The following is an 18,865-nucleotide window of genomic DNA, read 5'->3' as shown; positions in this document are numbered from 1 at the left end:
ATGCGCGACGTCCTGCGTCGGGAGGGTGACGGAATAAAATACCCTCGTGGGAATACGTCATGCCCGGATCTTCTTACGGTTCTCAGCCTCCCGACTCCCTCGCCATCCGGCGAGGGAGATTCCTGTTGGAGGTTCACCATGCACAGTTCCTGGCCTGACACCCCTTCTACCGAACGCGCCAAGCGGAAACTTCACCTGACCCAGCCCGCCCGCGTCCGCGTCGAGGCGCTGCATTACCCTGTCAGTGATGGCGAAGGCGACGACATCCCGGTTCCCTGCATCAAACTGCGTGGTCTCTGGCTGCGCAAGGCGGGCGTGGACGTAGGCGCCCGCCTGAAGCTGGAGCTCATCCCCGGCGGCATCCAGCTCACCGTCGAACCCGAAGCCGACCCCAACCTCCCAAAAGTCCGGCAGATGGGCCGCCTGCAGAAAGCCCGCCTCGAAAGACAACGCCAAGAATCCACCCTTGGTTAAATGCATGTCTATAGGGCATGCACCAACCAATTCCTAAAGCGCGGTGAGGGGGGCAAGCAAAAATGGCGGGCTGAAGGCGGGCCAGCGTGCAATGCATTCACCGCCTTCGGCTGGTAGGCGGTCATATGTGTTGCCGTTATCGCGACGGCATCCAGCCCTCACTGCCGTATCGCATCCATCATCGAATATTACTTAAAGGCAACGCTGTGAATGACTCAGCGACTCCGATACGCTCACCCAGCACCTTGGCTGCGGCTCCTAGGTCCGCCCTGTCGCTATTGATAATAGAGAAGTGGGGTCAGGCTTTATCCATCGCCCGATCACATGACGCTGTGTAAGTCATGCTCAAGTCTTGGCGGTAGCCAATCGGCCTGATATGCATAGTGTCATATGCCTGTCGAGAGTTTTCTTTGCCAAGCGTCGAATTGCTCGCGGAGTAGGTTGCAGACCTTGGCAACACTTTCTGCTTCTGCTTGCTGCTCGAATCCCAAGTCTCCGAACTGCGTTAATCGATGCGCGGAAATGGTTTGGTACGCAGTTAAGAACGCTCGCTGGTCAGGGTGCGTTGCGATTAGAGCGTCTAGAACTGCGTCCTGTGCGATCTCCGCTGCCAGCCGCTCCATCAGGTTCTGTTCCAGAACCCTCAGCCTAGATTCGATGTCCATGCATTCCTCCAGAGGCTGGTCGAGTGGCTCGTGCTTGCCATGGTACCGGCAGATACGCAGGGTCGGGAACAGCGCAGAGGATTGATTCTACGTTTGGAGCATTGAGAGACTTGTGCGAACCATTGCGATACTTGGCAGACATGGCAGACATGGCAGACATGGCAGACGGACTCGGACCGGAAGTAGTCGCCCCCGTTAGCGTCGGCCTCTGGCTGGCAGAGGCCACGTCACCCTGTAATGGGCAACCCTCCACCGGCACTCCACGCCATCCCAACCAGATTGATCACCACAGCCAGCCAAAAGCTAGTCTGGAACGACGCCTTGCGGTTCTTGTGGCGGAGGACGGCCTGCGCCAACAATGCACCCGGCCATCCTCCGAGTAATGCCATCGCCTGCAGGGTGATCTCAGGCGTGCGCCGCCGATAATGTTGGGCGGCGCTCTTGTCGTGCCAGTAAAGCAGGAAGGTGAGGGCGCTCATGCCCAGGTAAGCCCCCGCAATCCAAGGTGGGCAGTAGCCCGCCAAGGTGGCTGCGGCCACGCCTGCCAGGAACAGCAATGCGATGGTGCGCCGGGGCAGCCGCTCGGGCCCGCGGTTGCCCTTGGCCGCGGTACCGGCCCTGAGCCCATCACGCTGCAGCGCGAAACGTACGTTCACCGCGTTGAGGCGGCCCTGCCCATCGCGCTTTGCGTCGTACGTGATCACATCATTCAGGCCAGGGCGCCGGTCGCGCGCGGCAAATGCTCGGATATGCACGAAGCAGCGGTCACCCCCACCATTGGGCTGCACGAAGCCGAAGCCGCGCGCGTCGTTCCATTCGCTGAGCCTGCCCTGTTGCCGCATGGCTCAGAGCGCATCCAGGAACGTACCGACTGCAGGCCCGAATCGTTCGAAATCCACCAGAAACGCATCATGCCCCTGCGGCGAGTCCAGCCCGATGAACTGCGCATCGGCACCGCCGGCGCGCAGGCCGTCGGCGATCTGCTGCTGTTGCTGCACCGGGAACAGGATGTCGGTGTTGGCGCCGATGGCCAGGGCCTTGTCCACCTTGATGCTGGCCAGGCCGGCCATGACATCGCCGTCCGCGTATTCGGCCAGGTCGAACCAGTCCATCGAGCGGCTCAGGTAGAGATAGCAGTTCGGGTCGAAGAAGCGCACGAAGCGGCGCGCGTGGCCTTCGAGGTAGCTCTCCACCTGGAATTCCAATCCGAAAGGATCGTCATCGGCCTGGTCCGAATCCAGGCGCACGCGGCCGAACCGGCCATCCCACTCGAGCGCGGAGCGGTAGGTGATCACGCCCAGCTTGCGCGCCATCCGCATGCCCGATTCCGGGTAGTGCTGGTCGGTGTACTGGCCGCCGTTCCACTGCGGATCGAGGCGGATCGCTTCACGCTGCAGCGAGCGGATGGCGATGGAGAACGGAAGCGCCTGTGCGCTGCCGGAGATATTGACATGGCTGCGCGCGATGCCCGGGTGGAGCAGCAGCACGGCCAGCGCGGTCATGCCGCCCATGGAGTTGCCGATCACGCAGGCAAGCCGGGTGATGCCCAGCGCCTTCACCACGTCCACGGCGGCGCGTGCGCCGTCTTCGATGGACAGTTCCGGGAAGTTGAGGCGATACAGTTCGCCGGTAGCGGGGTTGATCGTGGCCGGGCCGGTAGAGCCCTTGCAGCTGCCAAGCGAGTTCACGCACACCACGAACCAGCGGTCGGTATCGATGGCCTTGCCAGGCCCCAGCATGCCATCCCACCAGCCGGCCGCAGCATTGCCGTCGTTGGCGGCAGCATGCGCGTCCGGCGACAGACCAGTGACGATCAGCACGGCATTGCTGGCATCGGCGTTGAGCGTGCCCCAGGTTTCGTAAGCCACATGCGCGCCGTGCAGCTGCCCCCCACGCTTGAACGCGAACGGCGAGGGCAGGGCGTGGTAACGGGTGCCGGGCGGGATGAATTCGGTCATGCGGCCATTCTAACCGGGCAGGTCAACGGCGCCGTGTCACGGCTGGGACGCTTCGTACCGGCGTACAGCCATGTCCTGCGTGGCTTCACGGCCACCGACAAAGGGCATCCACGCAGGGCGTGGATCTACAGGGCCAATCGGATCGTGCCCTCATGCGGCAACGTCACCCGCACTGCCTCCGAGTCCACATCGCCTTCCTGCCGGCTGGCGGTGCCCGAGGCCGACAGCCGCGCGAACACCTCCACGTCCTTCAGCGAGGACAGCTTCGCCGTCGGCATCGGGCTGTCGGCGTCGTCCAGGCGGATCTTCAACGGCAGGGCCGTCGCCGGATGTTTCTCCACCGCCACCGGCATCGGCGGCCCGCCGGGCACCCGTGCAATCACGAACACCTGCATGCCGGCGGGCAACGCCTTGCCCGCAGACGCCGGATCCAGCGTTACCTCGATATCCAGCCCCACCGAGTGCGGATCTGCACCCGCCAGCGCCGGCATGCCCGCCTTCTCCCGCGCAATCGCAATCTGCTCACGCAGCGCTGCGGCCGCCGCCGGTTCCAGCCGCGGCAGCAGCGCTTCCCACACCGCGGCCGCTTCCGCGTCCTGCCCGCGTTGGCGCAGGGCGATGCCGATCAGCCAGCCGGCGCGCTCGTTGCCCGGCTCCAGTTGCTGCGCATGGCGTAACCACTGCAGGGCGGTGTCGTCGAAACGTTTGTCCGCATTCGTCTGCGCGCGCGCCTGCGCGGCTTCGACCAGCACCGGCACCTCATCCGGGGCCAGCCCCACTGCGCGGGTGAAGGCCTGGTTGGCCTTGTCCGGGTTGCCCAGCGCCAACTCTGAACGGCCCAGCAGGGCCCAGCCATCGGCGCGCTGCGGTTCCCGTTCCAACGCCTGCTCCAGCTCGCGCACCCCTTGCTGCAGCGTGGTCGGGCCCTCGTCGGCGACGACATCCATGGCCTTCGGCGTGCCCACCAGCAGGTACAACGCCACGCCCGCCACGCCGATGGCGATCACCGCCGCCACGAACGGTGCGCGTTTCCCGCTGCTGCGCAGCGGCCACAGCACCACCATCGCCACCACGGCGGCACACAGCCCGGCAATTACCTGCATCCACGCGCTCACCAGCGTTCCTCGCTGTCGCCCATCGGTTGTACCTGGCGGCTGCGCCGGCGCACCACCCACACCAGTACCCCGGCACCGCCCAGGACCAGTACCAGCGGGCCGAACCAGAGCAGGCTGTTGCGCGTGTCCATGGCCGGGCGGTACAGCACGAATTCGCCGTATCGGTCCACCAGGAACTGCTTGATCTGCGCATCGCTGTTGCCTTGCTGCATCAGCGTGAGCACTTCGCGGCGCAGGTCATGGGCGATCTGCGCGTTGGAATCGGCCAGCGACTGGTTCTGGCACTGCACGCAGCGCAGTTCGGCGGCCAGTGCGTGGAAGCGCGCTTCTTCTTCCGCGCTGCGGTACTGCAGCGGGGTGGGGTCGGATACGGCCTGTGCCAGCGCGAGGGCCGGCATCAGCAGCAGCGCTGCCACCAGAGCAACCCACAGGCCGAAGAGCGCAGGCATGGCGCGCCCGCCCCTTGCCGGGGTTGCTTGCCGCACGACCAACGGTCGTGCGCTACCGGTCGGTAGCCATTGCCCGCCGTCGCTTGGCAGCCATTGCCCACCATCGGTCGGCGGCCATTGCCCGCCATCGGTTGGCAGACATTGCCCACGATCGGTCGGCGGCCATTGCCCGCCACCGGTTGGCAGACATTGCCCATGATCGGTCGGCGGCGATTGCCCACCATCGGTTGACGGCCATTGCCCACCATCGGTCGGCGGCCATTGCCCACCGTCGGTCGGCGGCCATTGCCCACCATCGGTTGACGGCCATTGCCCACCGTCGGTTGGCGGCCATTGCGCGCCGTCGGTTGGTGGCCATTGCCCACCGTCGGTCGGCGGCCATTGCGTGCCATCGGCCGGTAGCGCACGACCGTTGGTCGTGCGTCTGCCCACCCCGGGCTCAGTTCGCCGGAGGCGGCGTAGTACGCGGTTGTGCATTGGCACGCTCCAGCTTTTCCAGCTCGGGCAACAGCTTGGTATCGATCACACGCTGGGTAAGTGCGCCGCTGTACTTCCAGCGCACCACGCCGCTGGCGTCGACCAGGAAGGTTTCCGGCGCGGCGGTTACGCCCCAGTCGATCGCGGTGCGGCCTTCGATATCGCTCAGCACCAGCACGAACGGGTTGCCCAGCTGTTCCAGCCAGCGCAGCGCATCGGCCGGTTCGTCCTTCCAGTTGTAGCCGATCACGCGCACGCGCTTGGTTTCGGCAAACCGGGTCAGGATCGGGTGTTCCTCGCGGCAGGCCGCGCACCAGCTACCCCACACATTGAGCACATACGGCGCGCCGCGCAGTTCGGTGCTGTGCACGGTGATGGACGGATCGTGCAGGACCGGCAGCGCGAACGCCGGCGCGGGCTTGCCGATCAATGCCGAAGGCAGGATGTCGCGGTCCGGCGCGCCGGATTTCATCACCCCGTAGATCATCAACCCGAGCAGCCCGAAGAAGAACAGCACCCCGATGACGATGGCCACGGGCGGCAGCGGGCGGAAGGCGGGGCGGGGATCGGACACGGAACTACTCCTGGAAACGACGGAAGCGGCGGTCGGCAGCGGTGACGAAGCCGCCCAGCGCCATCAGCAATGCGCCCAGCCAGACCCAGCGCACGAAGGGTTTGATATGCACGCGCACGGCCCATGCATTGTTGCCCAGCGGCTCACCCAGCGCCACGTACACGTCGCCACGTATGCGCGCATGGATGCCGGCTTCGGTCATCATCTGACCGCCGCTGGCGTAGGCGCGCTTTTCCGGGTGCAGCAGGGCCAGTTCACGCCCGCCCTGCAGCACGCGCACATGGCCGCGGTCGGACACGTAGTTGGGTCCCTGCTGGTGGTCCACGCCTTCAAAACGCAGGGTGTAGCCGCTCACCTCCAGGTCCTGCCCGGGGCTGAGCGCCACTTCGCGCTGCACGTTCAGCGCTTCCACCAGCAGGGCGCCGACCAGAAATACTGCCACGCCGGTATGGGCCAGCAGCATGCCGACCATTTCGGCGTTGAAGCGGCCGTTGCCACGCAGGCGGGTCCAGATGAAACGGGCGGTGCCAAAGGCAACCCACGCCGCCGCAGCCACACCGGCGCCCGCCTTGAACTTGCCCTGCGGGGCCATGAACCACGCGAGTACGCCGAGCAGCAGGGCAAACCCTGCCCACGGCGCCAGCAGCGCCAAGCGCTTCGACGCCTGGTCGCGCTGCCAGTTCACCAGCGGCCCGAACGGCAGCAGCGCCACCAGCGGCGCCATCAGCACGATGAACAGGGTGCCGAAGTAGGGCGGCCCCACCGACACCTTGCCCAGCCCCAGCGCGTCGGCCAGCAACGGGTACAGGGTGCCCAGCAGCACCATGGCGCAGGCGCCGGCCAGCAGCAGGTTGTTGGCCAGCAGCAGGGTTTCGCGCGAGGTGGGCATGAAGCCACGGCGCGGGTCGTCGCTGCCCAGTGCGCCGGCGCGCAGTGCGTACAGCAGCAGCGACGCGCCGATCACCAGGGCCAGGAACACCAGGATGAAGGCGCCACGCGAGGGATCGGCGGCGAAGGAGTGCACGCTGGTCAGCACGCCCGAGCGCACCAGGAATGCACCCAGCAGCGACAGCGCGAACGCGGCGATGGCCAGCAGCAGTGTCCAGCTGGCGAAGCTGCCGCGTTTTTCAGTCACAGCCTGCGAATGGATCAGGGCGGCGCCGGCGAGCCACGGCATGAAGCTGGCATTTTCCACAGGGTCCCAGAACCACCAGCCGCCCCAGCCCAGTTCGTAGTACGCCCACCAGCTGCCGAGCGCGATGCCCAGGGTAAGAAAGCCCCAGGCCACATTGGTCCACGGCCGGGTCCAGCGCAGCCAGCGCGCATCCACGTGGCCATCCAGCAGCGCGGCAATGGCAAACGCGAACGGCACCGCGAAGCCCACATAGCCGATGTACAGCATCGGCGGGTGGATGATCAGCCCCGGGTCCTGCAGCAACGGGTTGAGATCGCGGCCTTCCAGCGGTACCGGCAGCAGCCGCGCGAATGGATTGGAGGTGAAGAACAGGAAGGCGATGAAGCCCAGGCTGATGATGCCCATCACCCCCAGCACGCGCGCCCGCACGGTGTCCGGCAGGCGCTTGGACCACAGCGCCACCGCGCCGCCCCACAGCGCCAGCACCAGCACCCACATCAGCAGCGAGCCTTCGTGCGCGCCCCACACCGCGGAATAACGGTAGGCCAGCGGCAGCAGGCTGTTGGAGTTCTCGGCCACGTACCGCACCGAAAAATCCTGCTGCACGAAGGCGACGGTCAGCAACGCGAATGCGCCGGCCACCAGCGCCAGCTGCGCGACGGCGGCCGGCACGGCCACGGCCATCCACGCACCGCGCCCGCGCTGCGCGCCCCACAGCGGCAACACCGCCTGCAGCAACGCGGCCAACAGTGCACAGGCCAGCAGGACCTGCCCCAGCTCAGGCAACACTCAGCGTGCCTCCACGGCCGGCACCGGCACGTCGTGCTTGCTGTGCGCCTTGCCCATCTTGTCGGCCACTTCCTTGGGAATGTAGTTCTCGTCGTGCTTGGCCAGTACTTCGTCGGCGATGAACACGCCGTCCTGCAGGCGGCCCATCGCCACCACCGCGGAGTCTTCGCGGAACATGTCCGGCAGGATCCGCGAGGTGGTGACCGGCAGGGTGGCGTCGCCGTCGGTAACCACGAAGTGCGCGTCCAGCGAACCCTGCGCGCGCTGGAACGAGCCTTTCACCACCATGCCGCCCAGGCGGAAGGTCGACTGCGCGCCGGGGTCGCCGCGCAGAACTTCAGAGGGGGTGTACAGGTAGGCGATATTGCGCTGCAGGGCAAAGGCCACCAGGGTGGTGGCCAGTCCCGAGGCCAGCAGCGCCAGCAACACCCACACCAGCCGGCGGCGTTGGACGGGCGTCATCGGCTCAGCTCGCTGGCCAGCGGCGCGGGCGCCTGGCGCGTGTCGCGTGCGCGCTGGCGTTGCTGGCGCTGCAGGGCCTGCCGTTTCGCGGCGCGCAGGCGCAGGCGCGAGCCGAGCAGGTCGGCGGCCAGCACCAGCACGAACACCGCGTAGGCGCCGATGATGAAGGGAACATGGGTCATCGCAGGGGGTCCTCCAGGCGCGCATCGACCCAGGCCTTGCCGGCTTCGCGGCCCAGGTTGTCGGCACGCGCCTTGGCCAGCAGCGAGCCGACGAACCACAGTTTGGTGGCCACCACCATCCACCACAGCGGCGCGATCAGCTCCGAACGCACCGCGTTGGTGCCGAACACATTGATCGACTGGCGCTGGTGCAGGCCGCCCCACCAGTCCACCGAGTAGCGGATGATCGGCAGCAGCCCCACCCCGACAATGGCCAGCAGGCCGGCCGCGCGCGCGGCGCTGCGGCGGTCTTCGATCGCGTGGTACAGGCCGATCACGCCCAGGTACAGGAACAGCAGGATCAGTTCGCTGGTCATGCGCGGGTCCCAATCCCACCAGGTGCCCCAGGTGCCTTTGCCCCAGATGCTGCCGGTCAGCAGGGTGATCAGGGTGAAGCCGGCGCCCATCGGCGCGCAGGCCATGGCCAGGATTTCGCAGATCTTGATCCGCCAGACCAGCGCAATGGCCGAATACAGCGCCATCAGGGCGAACACGAACAGGCTCATCCAGGCACTGGGCACATGGATGTAGATGATACGGAAGGCGTCGTTCTGGTTCTGCTCCGGCGGCACCACGAACAGCCCCTGCCAGATGCCGATCAGCAGCACCGGCACCGCGGCGATGGTGAACACACGGGACCAGCGCGACGCGAAGCGGTCGAAGGTGGGCGGCGAACCGAGTTGGTGGAACCAGCGGACAAGGCTATTCATGCAGCGATGGCTATCCAGCTAGAGAGCAACAAACACGTAGTGACACGCCATGCGTGTCATGACGAACGAAGCAGCGCAATCCACTTGCACATCAACTCAACGAAATCCTGATGGCGGCCGCAGTCGCCAACGGCGCCAACACCAGCGCCACCACCAACCCGGCACCCAGCAGCAGCAACGCGCCCACCGGATCCTGCCCGCGTGCGGCGGCCGCCACGCTGCCAGCACCGAACACCAGCACCGGTACATACAACGGCAGCGCCAGCAACGCCACGAGAATACCAGAGCGCCGGATGCTCACCGTCAGCGCCGCCACCACCCCGCCAATCAGACTGAGCAGCGGCGTACCGAGCAGCAACGATGCCAGCAGCACTGGCAGATGGTCATGTGGCAGATGCAGCATTTCGGCCAGCAGCGGGGCCACCACGATCATCGGCAGGGCGGTGGTGGCCCAGTGCACCAGTACCCGCACCAGTACCAGCCAGGCCAGCGGCACCGGCGCCAGCAGCCATTGCTCCAGCGAGCCATCCTCGGCATCGCTGCGGAACAGGCTGTCCAGCGAAAGCTGCCCGGCCAGCAGCACGGCCAGCCACAACACCGCCGCGGCCACCTGCGCCATCAGCGGCGGGTCGCGGCCCAGCGCCAGTGCGAACAGCACCACCACCAGCAGCGCGAACAGCAGCGGCTGCAGCGCATCGCCGCGACGGCGCCAGAGCAGGCGCAGGTCGCGCCCGGCCAGCGCCCGCGCGGTCTGCCACAGTCCGGGTTCGGTACCGGGTGCAATCATGCGCGCACCTCCGGCAGTGCCGGGCTCTGCCCGGCAACGGCCTGCCCGGCAACGCGCAGTTCCACCAGCCGGGTCCGCACCGGCGGCGCGGCGTAGGCCCCATGCGTGGTCACCAGCGCCGCCCCGCCGCTGCGCAGATGCGCGGAGATCATCCGGTTCACCAGATTGATCCCGTCCAGGTCCAGGTTGGCATACGGTTCGTCCAGCAGCCACAGCGGCGCCGGCGACAGCCAGATCCGCGCCAGGGCCAGCCGTCGCTTCTGCCCGGCGGAAAGCTGTCGCACCAGGGTGCTCTCGAACCCGGCCAGGCCGACAATGGCCAGGGCATTGCCCGGCATCTGCCGCGCCCGCCGGCCATGCAGGCCGCACAGGAAGTTGAGGTTTTCCAGGGTGTCCAGGTCCGGCTTGAGGCCGGGCAGGTGGCTCAGGTAGGCCACGAAGCGGGCGCGCTCGCGGTGCCCGGCCGGGCGCCCGTCGATCTGGATGCTGCCGCTGTCGGCCCGCAACAGCCCGGCCAGCACGCGCAGCAGCGTGGTCTTGCCGGCGCCGTTGTCGCCCTGCACCAGCAGCGCCTCGCCCGCATCGACCTGCAGGTCGAGCGGCCCGAACACCGGTTCATCGTTGCGACTGAAGGCCAGGCCATGCGCGGCCAGCAACGGAGGGGTATTCGAAGAATTCAGCATCGGCGCAGTGTACCGGCGGAACGATCCCGCGCCCAACGGGCCCGTACCGTTCGTTGCCGGCACGAGGAGCAGCCGGCCAACGGCCGGCGCTACCGATCCTTTACACTGACGTGTCCCTGCTCAAGCGCCTGCCGATGAATCCCCAGACCAAGCTGCCCAAGGTGGGCACCACCATTTTCACCGTGATGTCCCAGCTGGCGGCCGAACACGGCGCCGTGAACCTGGGGCAGGGCTTCCCGGACTTCTCCGCGCCGCAGCGGCTGATCGATGAAACCGTCAAGGCCATGCATGGCGGCCTGAACCAGTACCCGCCGATGACCGGCGTGGCCCCGCTGCGCCAGGCCATCGCCCGGAAGTCGCTGGACCTGTATGGCGCCCAGATCGACCCCGATACCCAAATCACCGTCACCAGCGGCGCCACTGAGGCGATCTTCAACGCCATCCACGCCGTGGTCCGCCCCGGCGAGGAAGTGATCGTGCTGGACCCGGCCTACGACTGCTACGAACCGGCCATCGACCTGGCCGGCGCCCGCGCCGTGCACGTGCCGCTGGACCCGCAGACCTTCGCGGTCGACTGGGACCGGGTGCGTGCCGCCATCACCCCGCGCACCCGCCTGCTGATGGTCAACACCCCGCACAACCCGTCCGGCGCGATGCTCACCGCCGATGACATGCAGGCGCTTGCCGACGTGCTGCGCGGCACCGGCATCTACCTGATTTCCGACGAAGTCTACGAACACATCATCTACGACGGCCGCCGCCACGAGTCGGCGCTGCGCTACCCGGAACTGCGCGAGCGCGCCTTCGTCATTTCCAGCTTCGGCAAGACCTACCACTGCACCGGCTGGAAGATCGGCTATGCGGTGGCACCGCCGGCGATGAGCGCCGAATTCCGCAAGGTGCACCAGTACAACACCTTCACCAGCTTCGGCCCGGCCCAGTACGGTTTCGCGGCGATGATCCGCGACGAGCCGGAACACCACCTGGAACTGGGCGCGTTCTACCAGGCCAAGCGCGATGCGTTCCGCGAACAGCTGCTCACCACGCGCCTCAAGCCGCTGCCGGTGCCGGGCGGGTACTTCCAGCTGGTGGACTATTCGGCCATCAGCGACCTGCCGGACCACGAGTTCGTGAAGTGGCTGACCATCGAAAAGGGCGTGGCGGCGATTCCGCTGTCGCCGTTCTACGAGACCGCGCCGGACGGCCAGCGCCTGGTGCGGCTGTGCTTTGCCAAGAACGACGCCACGCTCAGCGCGGCGATCGAACGCCTGCAGGTGCTGTGATGGGCGCCGCCAACCGTCCCGATCTGCGCATCAGCCTGGTCCAGGGCGACACGCGGTGGCACGATCCCGAAGGCAACCGCGAGCATTACGGCGCGCTGCTGGCGCCGCTGGCCGGGCAGACCGATCTGGTGATCCTGCCTGAAACCTTCACCAGCGGTTTTTCCAATGACGCGATCTTCCGTGCCGAAGGCATGGACGGTGCCACCGTGGCCTGGATCCGCGAGCAGGCAGCGCGGCTGGGTGCAGCGGTGACCGGCAGCGTGCAGCTGCGGGTGGGGGAGGGTGTATACAACCGGCTGCTGTGGGCCACCCCGGACGGCGGGCTGGAGTATTACGACAAGCGCCACCTGTTCCGCTACGGCGACGAGCACCTGCGCTATGCCGCCGGCGATGCGCGCCTCACGGTGGAATGGAAGGGCTGGCGCATCAATCCCCTGGTCTGCTACGACCTGCGTTTTCCGGTGTTCTGCCGCAACCGGTTCAATGTCGAACGTGCCGACGACATGGACTTCGACCTGCAGATCTTCGTCGCCAACTGGCCCTCGGCGCGTGCCTACCCGTGGCGCACGCTGCTGCGCGCGCGGGCCATCGAGAACCTGTGCTACGTGGCGGCCGTGAACCGGGTGGGGGTGGATGGCAACGACCTGCATTACGCCGGCGACAGCGCGGTGATCGACTTCCTGGGCCAGCCGCAGGTGGAGGTGCGCGAGCGCGAGCAGGTGGTGACCACCGCCATCTCGGCCGCCGCGCTGGACGCGCACCGCGCGCGCTTTCCGGCGATGCTGGATGCCGACCGTTTTACCCTCGGGTAACCGGGGATCGGCGCTGCGCGACGGGGGCAGGTGAACGGTTGTTGCATGCAGGCCAGGGGGCTCATGCCCACGCTACGCCGACGCTGCTAGATTCGGGGCCACACATTCGGGTACGAGCGCATGGCAATGAAGACATTCTCCCTGGCCCTGATCGCGCTGGCTGGCCTGGGCGCGGTCCCCGCCGCGCAGGCCGCCGGCAATATTGATTGCGAGCTGCAGTACAACCTGGCCGGCTGGTCGGTGTTCTACAAGACCGCATCGGGTACCGGCACCATCACCTGCGACAACGGCGCGCGCATTCCGGTGAAGATCAGTGTCAAGGGCGGTGGCCTGACCGTGGGCAAGTCGACGATCACCGACGGCAAGGGCAAATTCAGCGGCGCCTACTCGCTCAACGACCTGATCGGTTCCTACGCCGCGGTGGAAGCGCACGCCGGTGCCGACAAGTCCAGCAGCGCCCAGGTCGTCACCAAGGGCGACGTATCGCTTGCCCTGGCAGGCACCGGCAAAGGCTGGGACCTGGGCGTAGCCGGCAGCCGCTTCACCATCGAACGTCGCTGAACGCCCCGGTCCGGTAGTGCCACGCCCTGCGTGGCAGCCCGCACCACAGGCCGCCATCACACCCCAAAAACACCCACCGCACCGACACTATCTCCGCATGCGGGGGCACGCGAGGGGTGAATCCATGTCGCTTGAAACCAGCACACGCGCCAACCGGTCAACACGCATCGGCTTCAACGGCCAGCTGCACGAACCTGCGGTGCACTGGCAGATCCTCGGCAATGGCCGGCGTGTGTACAACCCGGTGCTGCGCCGCTTCCACAGTCCCGACCGGGTCAGCCCGTTCGGCCGTGGGGGAATCAACGCCTATGCCTACTGCGGCTGCGACCCGCTCAACTACCACGACCCAGGCGGCCAGTTTGCGCTGCCAGGGCTGCTGCTGGGCCTGGTGGCGGGCATCGGTGGGGCGGGCGCGACCGCGCTGGCGGGCGTGCGCGATCGCGACGACGGGGGCGGCAACATGCTGCCATGGATCATCGGCGGTGCAATTGCGGCAGTAGGGATGCTGGCCGGTGTGGGCATGGCCGGGCGCCAGCAGTTGATGAAACTCGGATCGTCCAGCGGACGCGCACCGGGTGGGTCCTGGGCAAACCGCGCTGGCAGTGCGGCCCCCGCCGTGCCGTCCGCGCGACCGTCCCATGTGCCGCCGCGTCCTTCAACGCCACCGCGCAGCCGTTCTCCCAGTCCGGAGGGTTCGGTGAACTTCGTGCAGCGCGACGAAACCGGAATGGTGCTGAAGCACATGTCCGATCTGCCGTCACCGGTCAGCAGGAAAATCGTCGAGATCCGGGAGTTCGGCCCGCGCGGGAAGACGCCGGATCCCGCCCGGGTTCCAAGCGCCAGGCCGTTCTTCAACGACGCCGGGCAGCTTCCCCAACGGCACGGCAGCAGCTTTTATCACAGGTACCCGGTCTTCAATGGAACCGGGCACGGCTATGAAAACTGGCGCATCGTGACCGGAAGCAGCTACACGGGCGGTATCCATGCGATGTACGTCACCCCGAACCATTACGCGAGCTTCTTCAAGGTCAGGGACTGGCGCAGGACGCGTTGATGCAGGCTCGGCAAGCGATCTACGCGAGATAAAAAAAACCCGGTCGATGACCGGGTTTTTTTTCATGCATCAGCCGCCACGCGGGCCGCCGCCACGGTGGCCACCGCCGCCGGGACCGCGGCTGCCGCCCGGGCGTGCACCGCCGGGACGACCACCGGGACCACCCGGACCGCGTGCACCGGGGCCACCCGGGCCACGGTTGCCGCCCGGGCCACGTGCGCCGGGACCACCGGGGCCACGGTTGCCACCCGGGCCGCCGGGGCCGCGGTTGCCGCCGGGACGGCCGGCCGGGCGGGGCGTGCCATACGGGCTGGCGCCCGGATTGGCATGGTCGGACGGGAAGCTCGGGGCATTGCCCGGGTGACCGTACGGATGGCGCTGCGCGCCCTGGCCGCTGCGGTTGCCCGCGCCGGCACCGGCACCGGCCGGACGGCCCTGGCCGCCGTAGCCGCCACGGTTTTCACCGCGACCTTCGCCACTGAAGCCACCGCCGCTGCGCTCACCGTAGGCACCACGGCCCTGGCCGCCTGCGCCGCCCGGACCCTTGGGCTTGCCGTACGGACGGCCCTGGCCACCGGCGCCTGCGCCGGCACCCGGACCACGCGCGCCCGGGCCACGGGCGGCGCCCGGACCGGCATTGCGGTGGTTGCTCGGGCCGGTGCTCACGCCATCGGGCACGTACCAGCTGCGGAATGCGGCGGGGTTGCCTTCGGGCAGGGCGCGGTTGCCCTTGTCCGGGCGCTGCTTGAACGGACGCTGCGACTGCTTGGCCGCCGCTTCGCCGGTGACCGTCAGGCCACCCTTGAAGCCACCACCCTTGCCGCCGCGGCCACGACCGCGGTCTTCGCGCACGTTGTCGAAGCGGCGCAGTTCGCGGCCTTCATCGGCCTGGTTGTGGCCATTCACGTAAGCGTTGCCACGGCCACCTTCGCGCGACACGCGCACGGTGGTCTTGGCGGCGCGGCGCTGGCCGATCACCGGCTGCAGGGTCAGCGCCGACGGCGCGCCTTCTTCCAGCTTCAGTTCGGCGCGCAGCTGCTCGACCTGCTTGGCGGTGAGTTCCTGCGACTGGCCACGCAGCAGTTCGCGCGGCAGGCTGATCTTGCCGTAGCGGGTGCGCTTCAGGCGGCTGACCTGGCAGCCCTGCGACTCCCACAGGCGACGCACTTCGCGGTTGCGGCCTTCCTTGACCACCACGCGGAACCAGTCGTGCGAATCGGTGCCGCCGATGCGTTCGATTTCGTCGAACTTGGCCGGGCCGTCTTCCAGCGCGACGCCGCGGGCGAGGCGGTCGACGATGGCGTCGGGCACCTTGTCTTCGCCTTCCGGTGCGCGCACGCGGACCACGTACTCGCGTTCGACCTCGTAGGAGGGGTGCATCATCGCGTTGGCCAGCTCACCGTCGGTGGTCGCCAGCAGCAGGCCGGTGGTGTTGATGTCCAGGCGGCCGATCGCGATCCAGCGTGCGCCCTTCAGGGCCGGCAGCGCTTCGAACACGGTCGGGCGACCTTCGGGATCTTCGCGGGTGGTCACTTCGCCATCGGGCTTGTTGTAGGCCAGCACGCGCGAGGTTTCGGTCAGCGCGGTGGCAACGAAGCCACGGCCATCCAGCTCGACCTTGTCGCCGCTCTTGATCGACTGGCCGGTCTTGGCCACTTCGCCATTGACCTTGACCAGGCCGTCGGCGATGCGCTGTTCCAGCGCGCGGCGCGAACCCAGGCCGGCCTGGGCCAGCACCTTGTGCAGGCGCTCTTCGAGCTTGGGCTGTTCGGTGTCGGAATCGCGCTTCAGCGACAGCTTGTTCAACGACAGCTTGCGGGGGGTGTCACTCATTTACTTGGCTCCGGCCGGCGACGGTTTCGTCGGCCTCTGGTTCGGGATCGGCTTCGTCAACAGCCACGGTCGTCTTCGCGACGGCGTTGTTTTCGGTTTCGTTCTGGTACGCCGCGCGTGTTCCCGGCGCGGTATCGGGGTCGCCATCGCTGGCGGTCGTATCCGCGTCGTCGTCGGGGAGCGACGGCGACGCATGGGATGGGGTGTCACTATTGTCTGACTCGGCGTCCTGTTCCGCCAGTCGGGCGGCCATCAGGGCGGCGCGGGCGGCGGAACGGGCAGTGGCCGGGTCCTGTTCGGGTTCCGGTTCGGATTCCGGTTCGGATTCCGGTTCGGGTTCCGGTTCGGATTCCGGTTCCGGGAGGGTTTCCGGTTGCGGTTCGGCGTCCGGGTCCGCCGCGCCTGCGGCGATCCGGCCGGCCAGCTGGCCGTCGTTGTCCAGCGGCAGCTGCGGTTCCAGTTCGCCCAGGTCGCGCAGTTCCGACAGCGGCGGCAGTTCATCCAGGCGCTTGAGCCCGAAGTAATCCAGGAAGCCCTTGGTGGTGCCGAACAGCGCCGGCTTGCCGGGCACGTCGCGGTGGCCGATCACGCGGATCCATTCGCGCTCCTCCAGGGCCTGGATGATGTTGCTGCTCACCGCCACGCCACGCACCTGTTCGATTTCGCCGCGGGTGATCGGCTGGCGATAGGCGATCAGCGCCAGCGTTTCCAGCGTGGCACGGGTGTAACGGGTCTTGCGCTCGGTCCACAGCCGGGTGATGAAGCCGTGGACCTCGCTGGTGACCTGGAAGCGGAAGCCGGAGGCGACCTCGACCAGCTCCACGCCACGCTCGGCGCAGCCTTCGCGCAGCAGTTCCAGCGCGCGTTCGATGCTGCCCGGCGGCGCCGGTTCCTCTTCCGGGAACAGGCCCTGCAGCTGGGCCAGGGTCAGCGGCTGGCTGGAGGCCAGCAGCGCCCCTTCGACAATACGGTTGATCAGCGGTTGATCCATGCGTGGGTCGGGTGCTCAGTCGGATTCGTTGGCGGCGTCGGCATCGTCGAATTCGCTGTTGAACTGCAGCGGTTCGTTGGTGTTGCCAGCGGCCAGGGACTTGACGTAGATCGGCGCCAGCGGCGCTTCCTGGACGATGTCCAGCAGCTGTTCCTTGGCCAGTTCCAGCAAGGCCAGGAAGGTGACCAGCACCCCCAGCTTGCCTTCTTCGGCGGTGAACAGCGTTTCAAACCGGTAGAACCTGCCGTCTTCCAGCCGGCCCAGCACGTCGCCCATGCGCTGGCGGACGCTCAGGGCCTCGCGTTTGATCGCGTGGCCGGTAAACAGCTCGGCGCGCTTGAGCACGTCGTGCAGCGCCATCAGCATTTCCTTCAGGTCCACCGGCGGCGGCAGCTTGATCGCCGCGCGGTCGGGCACGAAGGCATGGGCCAGGCTGGTGTCGCGGTCCTGGCGGGGCAGGGCGTCGATATCCTCGGCGGCCTGTTTGAAACGTTCGTACTCCTGCAGCCGGCGCACCAGTTCCGCGCGCGGGTCGCCTTCCTCGCCTTCGATGCTCGGCGGGCGCGGCAGCAGCATCCGCGACTTCACCTCGGCCAGGATGGCGGCCATGACCAGGTATTCGGCGGCCAGTTCGAAGCGCAGCTCCTGCATGACATTGATGTAGTCCACGTACTGCCGGGTGATTTCGGCGACGGGGATGTCCAGGATATCCAGGTTCTGCCGGCGGATCAGGTACAGCAGCAGGTCCAGCGGACCTTCGAAGGCATCCAGGATGACTTCCAGCGCATCCGGCGGGATGTACAGGTCCTGCGGGATCTGCAGGACCGGTTGACCATGCACCACGGCCAGCGGCATTTCCTGCTGCTGCGGGGCGGTCGGCCGGGTTTGCGGGTTCGCGTCGAGCGCGAGTTCGGAAGTCATCAAGATTGACGTCGGTATTGCAACGGACCAGTTTGCTGCGCCAGATCCGAGCGGGACGGCCCGTTCGGCAAGGATCGCAAGCCATGACACGCCTGTGCCGGCGTGGTTCCACATTTCAAACAGCAGCAGGACGCGCTGCCGGCGCGCTACGGCAGGTAGCGACAGAACTACAGGAGGTCGTCTACGTGTGCTGGTGTGGGGCAGCGGGTCCCTGTGTCGAAGGGGTGCTGCGGCCAGCCACGTGCAATGTGGACAAGAGTACGGCTTCACAACGGCAGTGTCCAGCGAGGCGGGCTAGAATCGCGGGGTTTGTTTAGCTGAGCCCCTGGAGTTGCCCGTGTGGTATGTGATTGAAGGCTATGACGGTACCGATGTGCTGCCCGCCCGGCTGGCCGCCCGGCCGGCCCACCTGGCCCGGTTGGAAGCCCTGCGCGACGCAGGCCGCCTGCTGCTGGCGGGCCCGTGCCCGGCCATCGACAGCGAAGACCCGGGCCCGGCTGGCTTCAGTGGCAGCGTGGTGATTGCCGAGTTCGATTCGCTGGAGCAGGCGCAGGCCTGGGGCGCCGAGGATCCCTATGTGGACGCGGGCGTGTACACCCGCGTGCAGGTGCGTCCGTTCCGCAGGGTGCTGCCATGAGCCGGGTCGAGCAGATCCGCGCCGCCCTGCAGGCGGCGTTCGACCCGGAGCTGCTGGAGGTGGTGGATGACAGCCATCGCCACGCCGGCCACGAAGGCGCACGCGATGGCCGGGGGCATTTCAATGTCCGCGTGGTCAGCGCCGCCTTCGAGGGCAAGCTGCCGCTGGCGCGCCACCGTGCCGTGTATGCGGCCCTGGGCACGCTGATGGAGACCGACATCCACGCGCTGTCCATCGATGCCCAAGCCCCGCCAAAAAAGGGCTGAAACCCTTG

At 67.4% G+C, this 18,865-nt stretch carries 22 protein-coding genes; 7 read left to right on the top strand and 15 right to left on the bottom strand.

Translation table 11 applies throughout. The annotated features are described in order from the left end of the window. The first annotated feature begins 138 nt into the window (after positions 1-138). Positions 139-474 carry a hypothetical protein gene (locus ACIGII_RS02875; protein WP_399634984.1) on the top strand — a complete coding sequence of 112 codons (336 nt, stop codon included), beginning with the start codon at positions 139-141 and terminating at the stop codon, positions 472-474. 386 nt (positions 475-860) lie between these two features. On the opposite strand, the gene ACIGII_RS02870 is transcribed toward ACIGII_RS02875, so the two are convergent. From ACIGII_RS02870 to ccmA, 12 genes are all read right to left on the bottom strand, one after another. Then, positions 861-1,139, bottom strand: a complete 279-nt coding sequence (locus ACIGII_RS02870) for a hypothetical protein (RefSeq protein WP_399634983.1) — start codon at positions 1,137-1,139, stop codon at positions 861-863. Positions 1,140-1,366: 227 nt separating this feature from the next. Then, entirely contained in the window at positions 1,367-1,981 is a 615-nt protein-coding gene (locus ACIGII_RS02865; RefSeq protein ID WP_399634981.1) for a DUF1294 domain-containing protein, read from the bottom strand. Between the two features lie 3 nt (positions 1,982-1,984). After that, positions 1,985-3,097, bottom strand: a complete 1,113-nt coding sequence (locus tag ACIGII_RS02860) for a homoserine O-acetyltransferase (protein WP_399634978.1) — start codon at positions 3,095-3,097, stop codon at positions 1,985-1,987. 125 nt (positions 3,098-3,222) lie between these two features. After that, positions 3,223-4,212 carry a tetratricopeptide repeat protein gene (locus tag ACIGII_RS02855; RefSeq protein WP_399634976.1) on the bottom strand — a complete coding sequence of 330 codons (990 nt, stop codon included), beginning with the start codon at positions 4,210-4,212 and terminating at the stop codon, positions 3,223-3,225. Further along, positions 4,209-4,661: a cytochrome c-type biogenesis protein gene (locus ACIGII_RS02850; protein WP_399634973.1), complete on the bottom strand. Its 453-nt coding sequence runs from the start codon at positions 4,659-4,661 to the stop codon at positions 4,209-4,211. The genes ACIGII_RS02855 and ACIGII_RS02850 overlap by 4 nt, the downstream gene beginning before the upstream one ends. Before the next feature lie 439 nt (positions 4,662-5,100). Beyond that, positions 5,101-5,673: a DsbE family thiol:disulfide interchange protein gene (locus ACIGII_RS02845; protein ID WP_399635195.1), complete on the bottom strand. Its 573-nt coding sequence runs from the start codon at positions 5,671-5,673 to the stop codon at positions 5,101-5,103. Between the two features lie 43 nt (positions 5,674-5,716). After that, a complete protein-coding gene (locus ACIGII_RS02840) occupies positions 5,717-7,636 on the bottom strand; it encodes a heme lyase CcmF/NrfE family subunit (protein ID WP_399634970.1) in 1,920 nt (639 codons plus the stop codon). Beyond that, complete coding sequence (ccmE, locus tag ACIGII_RS02835) at positions 7,637-8,098, bottom strand: cytochrome c maturation protein CcmE (RefSeq protein ID WP_399634967.1); 462 nt, start codon at positions 8,096-8,098, stop codon at positions 7,637-7,639. It abuts the gene before it with no gap. Then, on the bottom strand, positions 8,095-8,280 hold the full coding sequence (gene ccmD, locus ACIGII_RS02830) for a heme exporter protein CcmD (protein ID WP_399634964.1): 186 nt from the start codon (positions 8,278-8,280) through the stop codon (positions 8,095-8,097). Before ccmD ends, ccmE begins: the two co-directional genes overlap by 4 nt. Beyond that, entirely contained in the window at positions 8,277-9,029 is a 753-nt protein-coding gene (gene ccmC / locus ACIGII_RS02825; protein WP_399634962.1) for a heme ABC transporter permease CcmC, read from the bottom strand. Before ccmC ends, ccmD begins: the two co-directional genes overlap by 4 nt. A 91-nt stretch (positions 9,030-9,120) precedes the next feature. Beyond that, on the bottom strand, positions 9,121-9,816 hold the full coding sequence (ccmB, locus tag ACIGII_RS02820; protein WP_399634960.1) for a heme exporter protein CcmB: 696 nt from the start codon (positions 9,814-9,816) through the stop codon (positions 9,121-9,123). Continuing rightward, the gene (gene ccmA, locus ACIGII_RS02815) at positions 9,813-10,499 is read right to left on the bottom strand and encodes a heme ABC exporter ATP-binding protein CcmA (RefSeq protein ID WP_399634959.1); all 687 of its coding nucleotides are present in this window, start codon (positions 10,497-10,499) and stop codon (positions 9,813-9,815) included. Before ccmA ends, ccmB begins: the two co-directional genes overlap by 4 nt. Positions 10,500-10,633: 134 nt before the next feature. Here ccmA and ACIGII_RS02810 point away from each other — a divergent pair, with 134 nt between their 5' ends. The 4 genes from ACIGII_RS02810 (at position 10,634) to ACIGII_RS02795 (ending at position 14,209) form a co-directional block, all read left to right on the top strand. Then, positions 10,634-11,782, top strand: a complete 1,149-nt coding sequence (locus tag ACIGII_RS02810; RefSeq protein ID WP_399634957.1) for a pyridoxal phosphate-dependent aminotransferase — start codon at positions 10,634-10,636, stop codon at positions 11,780-11,782. Continuing rightward, positions 11,782-12,594 carry an amidohydrolase gene (locus ACIGII_RS02805; RefSeq protein ID WP_399634955.1) on the top strand — a complete coding sequence of 271 codons (813 nt, stop codon included), beginning with the start codon at positions 11,782-11,784 and terminating at the stop codon, positions 12,592-12,594. The genes ACIGII_RS02810 and ACIGII_RS02805 overlap by 1 nt, the downstream gene beginning before the upstream one ends. 126 nt (positions 12,595-12,720) lie before the next feature. Then, positions 12,721-13,155, top strand: coding sequence for a hypothetical protein (locus tag ACIGII_RS02800; protein ID WP_399634954.1), 435 nt, complete (start codon positions 12,721-12,723; stop codon positions 13,153-13,155). 97 nt (positions 13,156-13,252) lie between these two features. Further along, the gene (locus ACIGII_RS02795; RefSeq protein WP_399634951.1) at positions 13,253-14,209 is read left to right on the top strand and encodes an RHS repeat-associated core domain-containing protein; all 957 of its coding nucleotides are present in this window, start codon (positions 13,253-13,255) and stop codon (positions 14,207-14,209) included. A 69-nt stretch (positions 14,210-14,278) separates the two neighbouring features. Here ACIGII_RS02795 and ACIGII_RS02790 read toward each other — a convergent pair whose 3' ends face one another. Genes ACIGII_RS02790 through ACIGII_RS02780 form a run of 3 tightly spaced genes read right to left on the bottom strand, consistent with a single transcriptional unit; the run spans position 14,279 to position 17,954 of the window. Continuing rightward, on the bottom strand, positions 14,279-16,042 hold the full coding sequence (locus ACIGII_RS02790) for a pseudouridine synthase (RefSeq protein WP_399634948.1): 1,764 nt from the start codon (positions 16,040-16,042) through the stop codon (positions 14,279-14,281). Beyond that, complete coding sequence (gene scpB, locus ACIGII_RS02785) at positions 16,035-17,033, bottom strand: SMC-Scp complex subunit ScpB (protein ID WP_399634947.1); 999 nt, start codon at positions 17,031-17,033, stop codon at positions 16,035-16,037. The genes ACIGII_RS02790 and scpB overlap by 8 nt, the downstream gene beginning before the upstream one ends. Positions 17,034-17,048: 15 nt before the next feature. Beyond that, positions 17,049-17,954, bottom strand: coding sequence for a ScpA family protein (locus ACIGII_RS02780; RefSeq protein ID WP_145480177.1), 906 nt, complete (start codon positions 17,952-17,954; stop codon positions 17,049-17,051). Between the two features lie 337 nt (positions 17,955-18,291). On the opposite strand from ACIGII_RS02780, the gene ACIGII_RS02775 reads away from it, so the two are divergent. Further along, positions 18,292-18,591, top strand: a complete 300-nt coding sequence (locus ACIGII_RS02775; protein ID WP_314105074.1) for a YciI family protein — start codon at positions 18,292-18,294, stop codon at positions 18,589-18,591. Then, on the top strand, positions 18,588-18,857 hold the full coding sequence (locus ACIGII_RS02770; protein WP_399634945.1) for a BolA family protein: 270 nt from the start codon (positions 18,588-18,590) through the stop codon (positions 18,855-18,857). The genes ACIGII_RS02775 and ACIGII_RS02770 overlap by 4 nt, the downstream gene beginning before the upstream one ends. Positions 18,858-18,865 lie beyond the last annotated feature (8 nt).

Origin of the sequence: Stenotrophomonas sp. NPDC077420, from assembly GCF_044543385.1 — a bacterium.
In the GTDB taxonomy this organism is placed as follows: domain Bacteria; phylum Pseudomonadota; class Gammaproteobacteria; order Xanthomonadales; family Xanthomonadaceae; genus Stenotrophomonas.
This window is presented reverse-complemented; position numbering and strand designations above follow the sequence as displayed.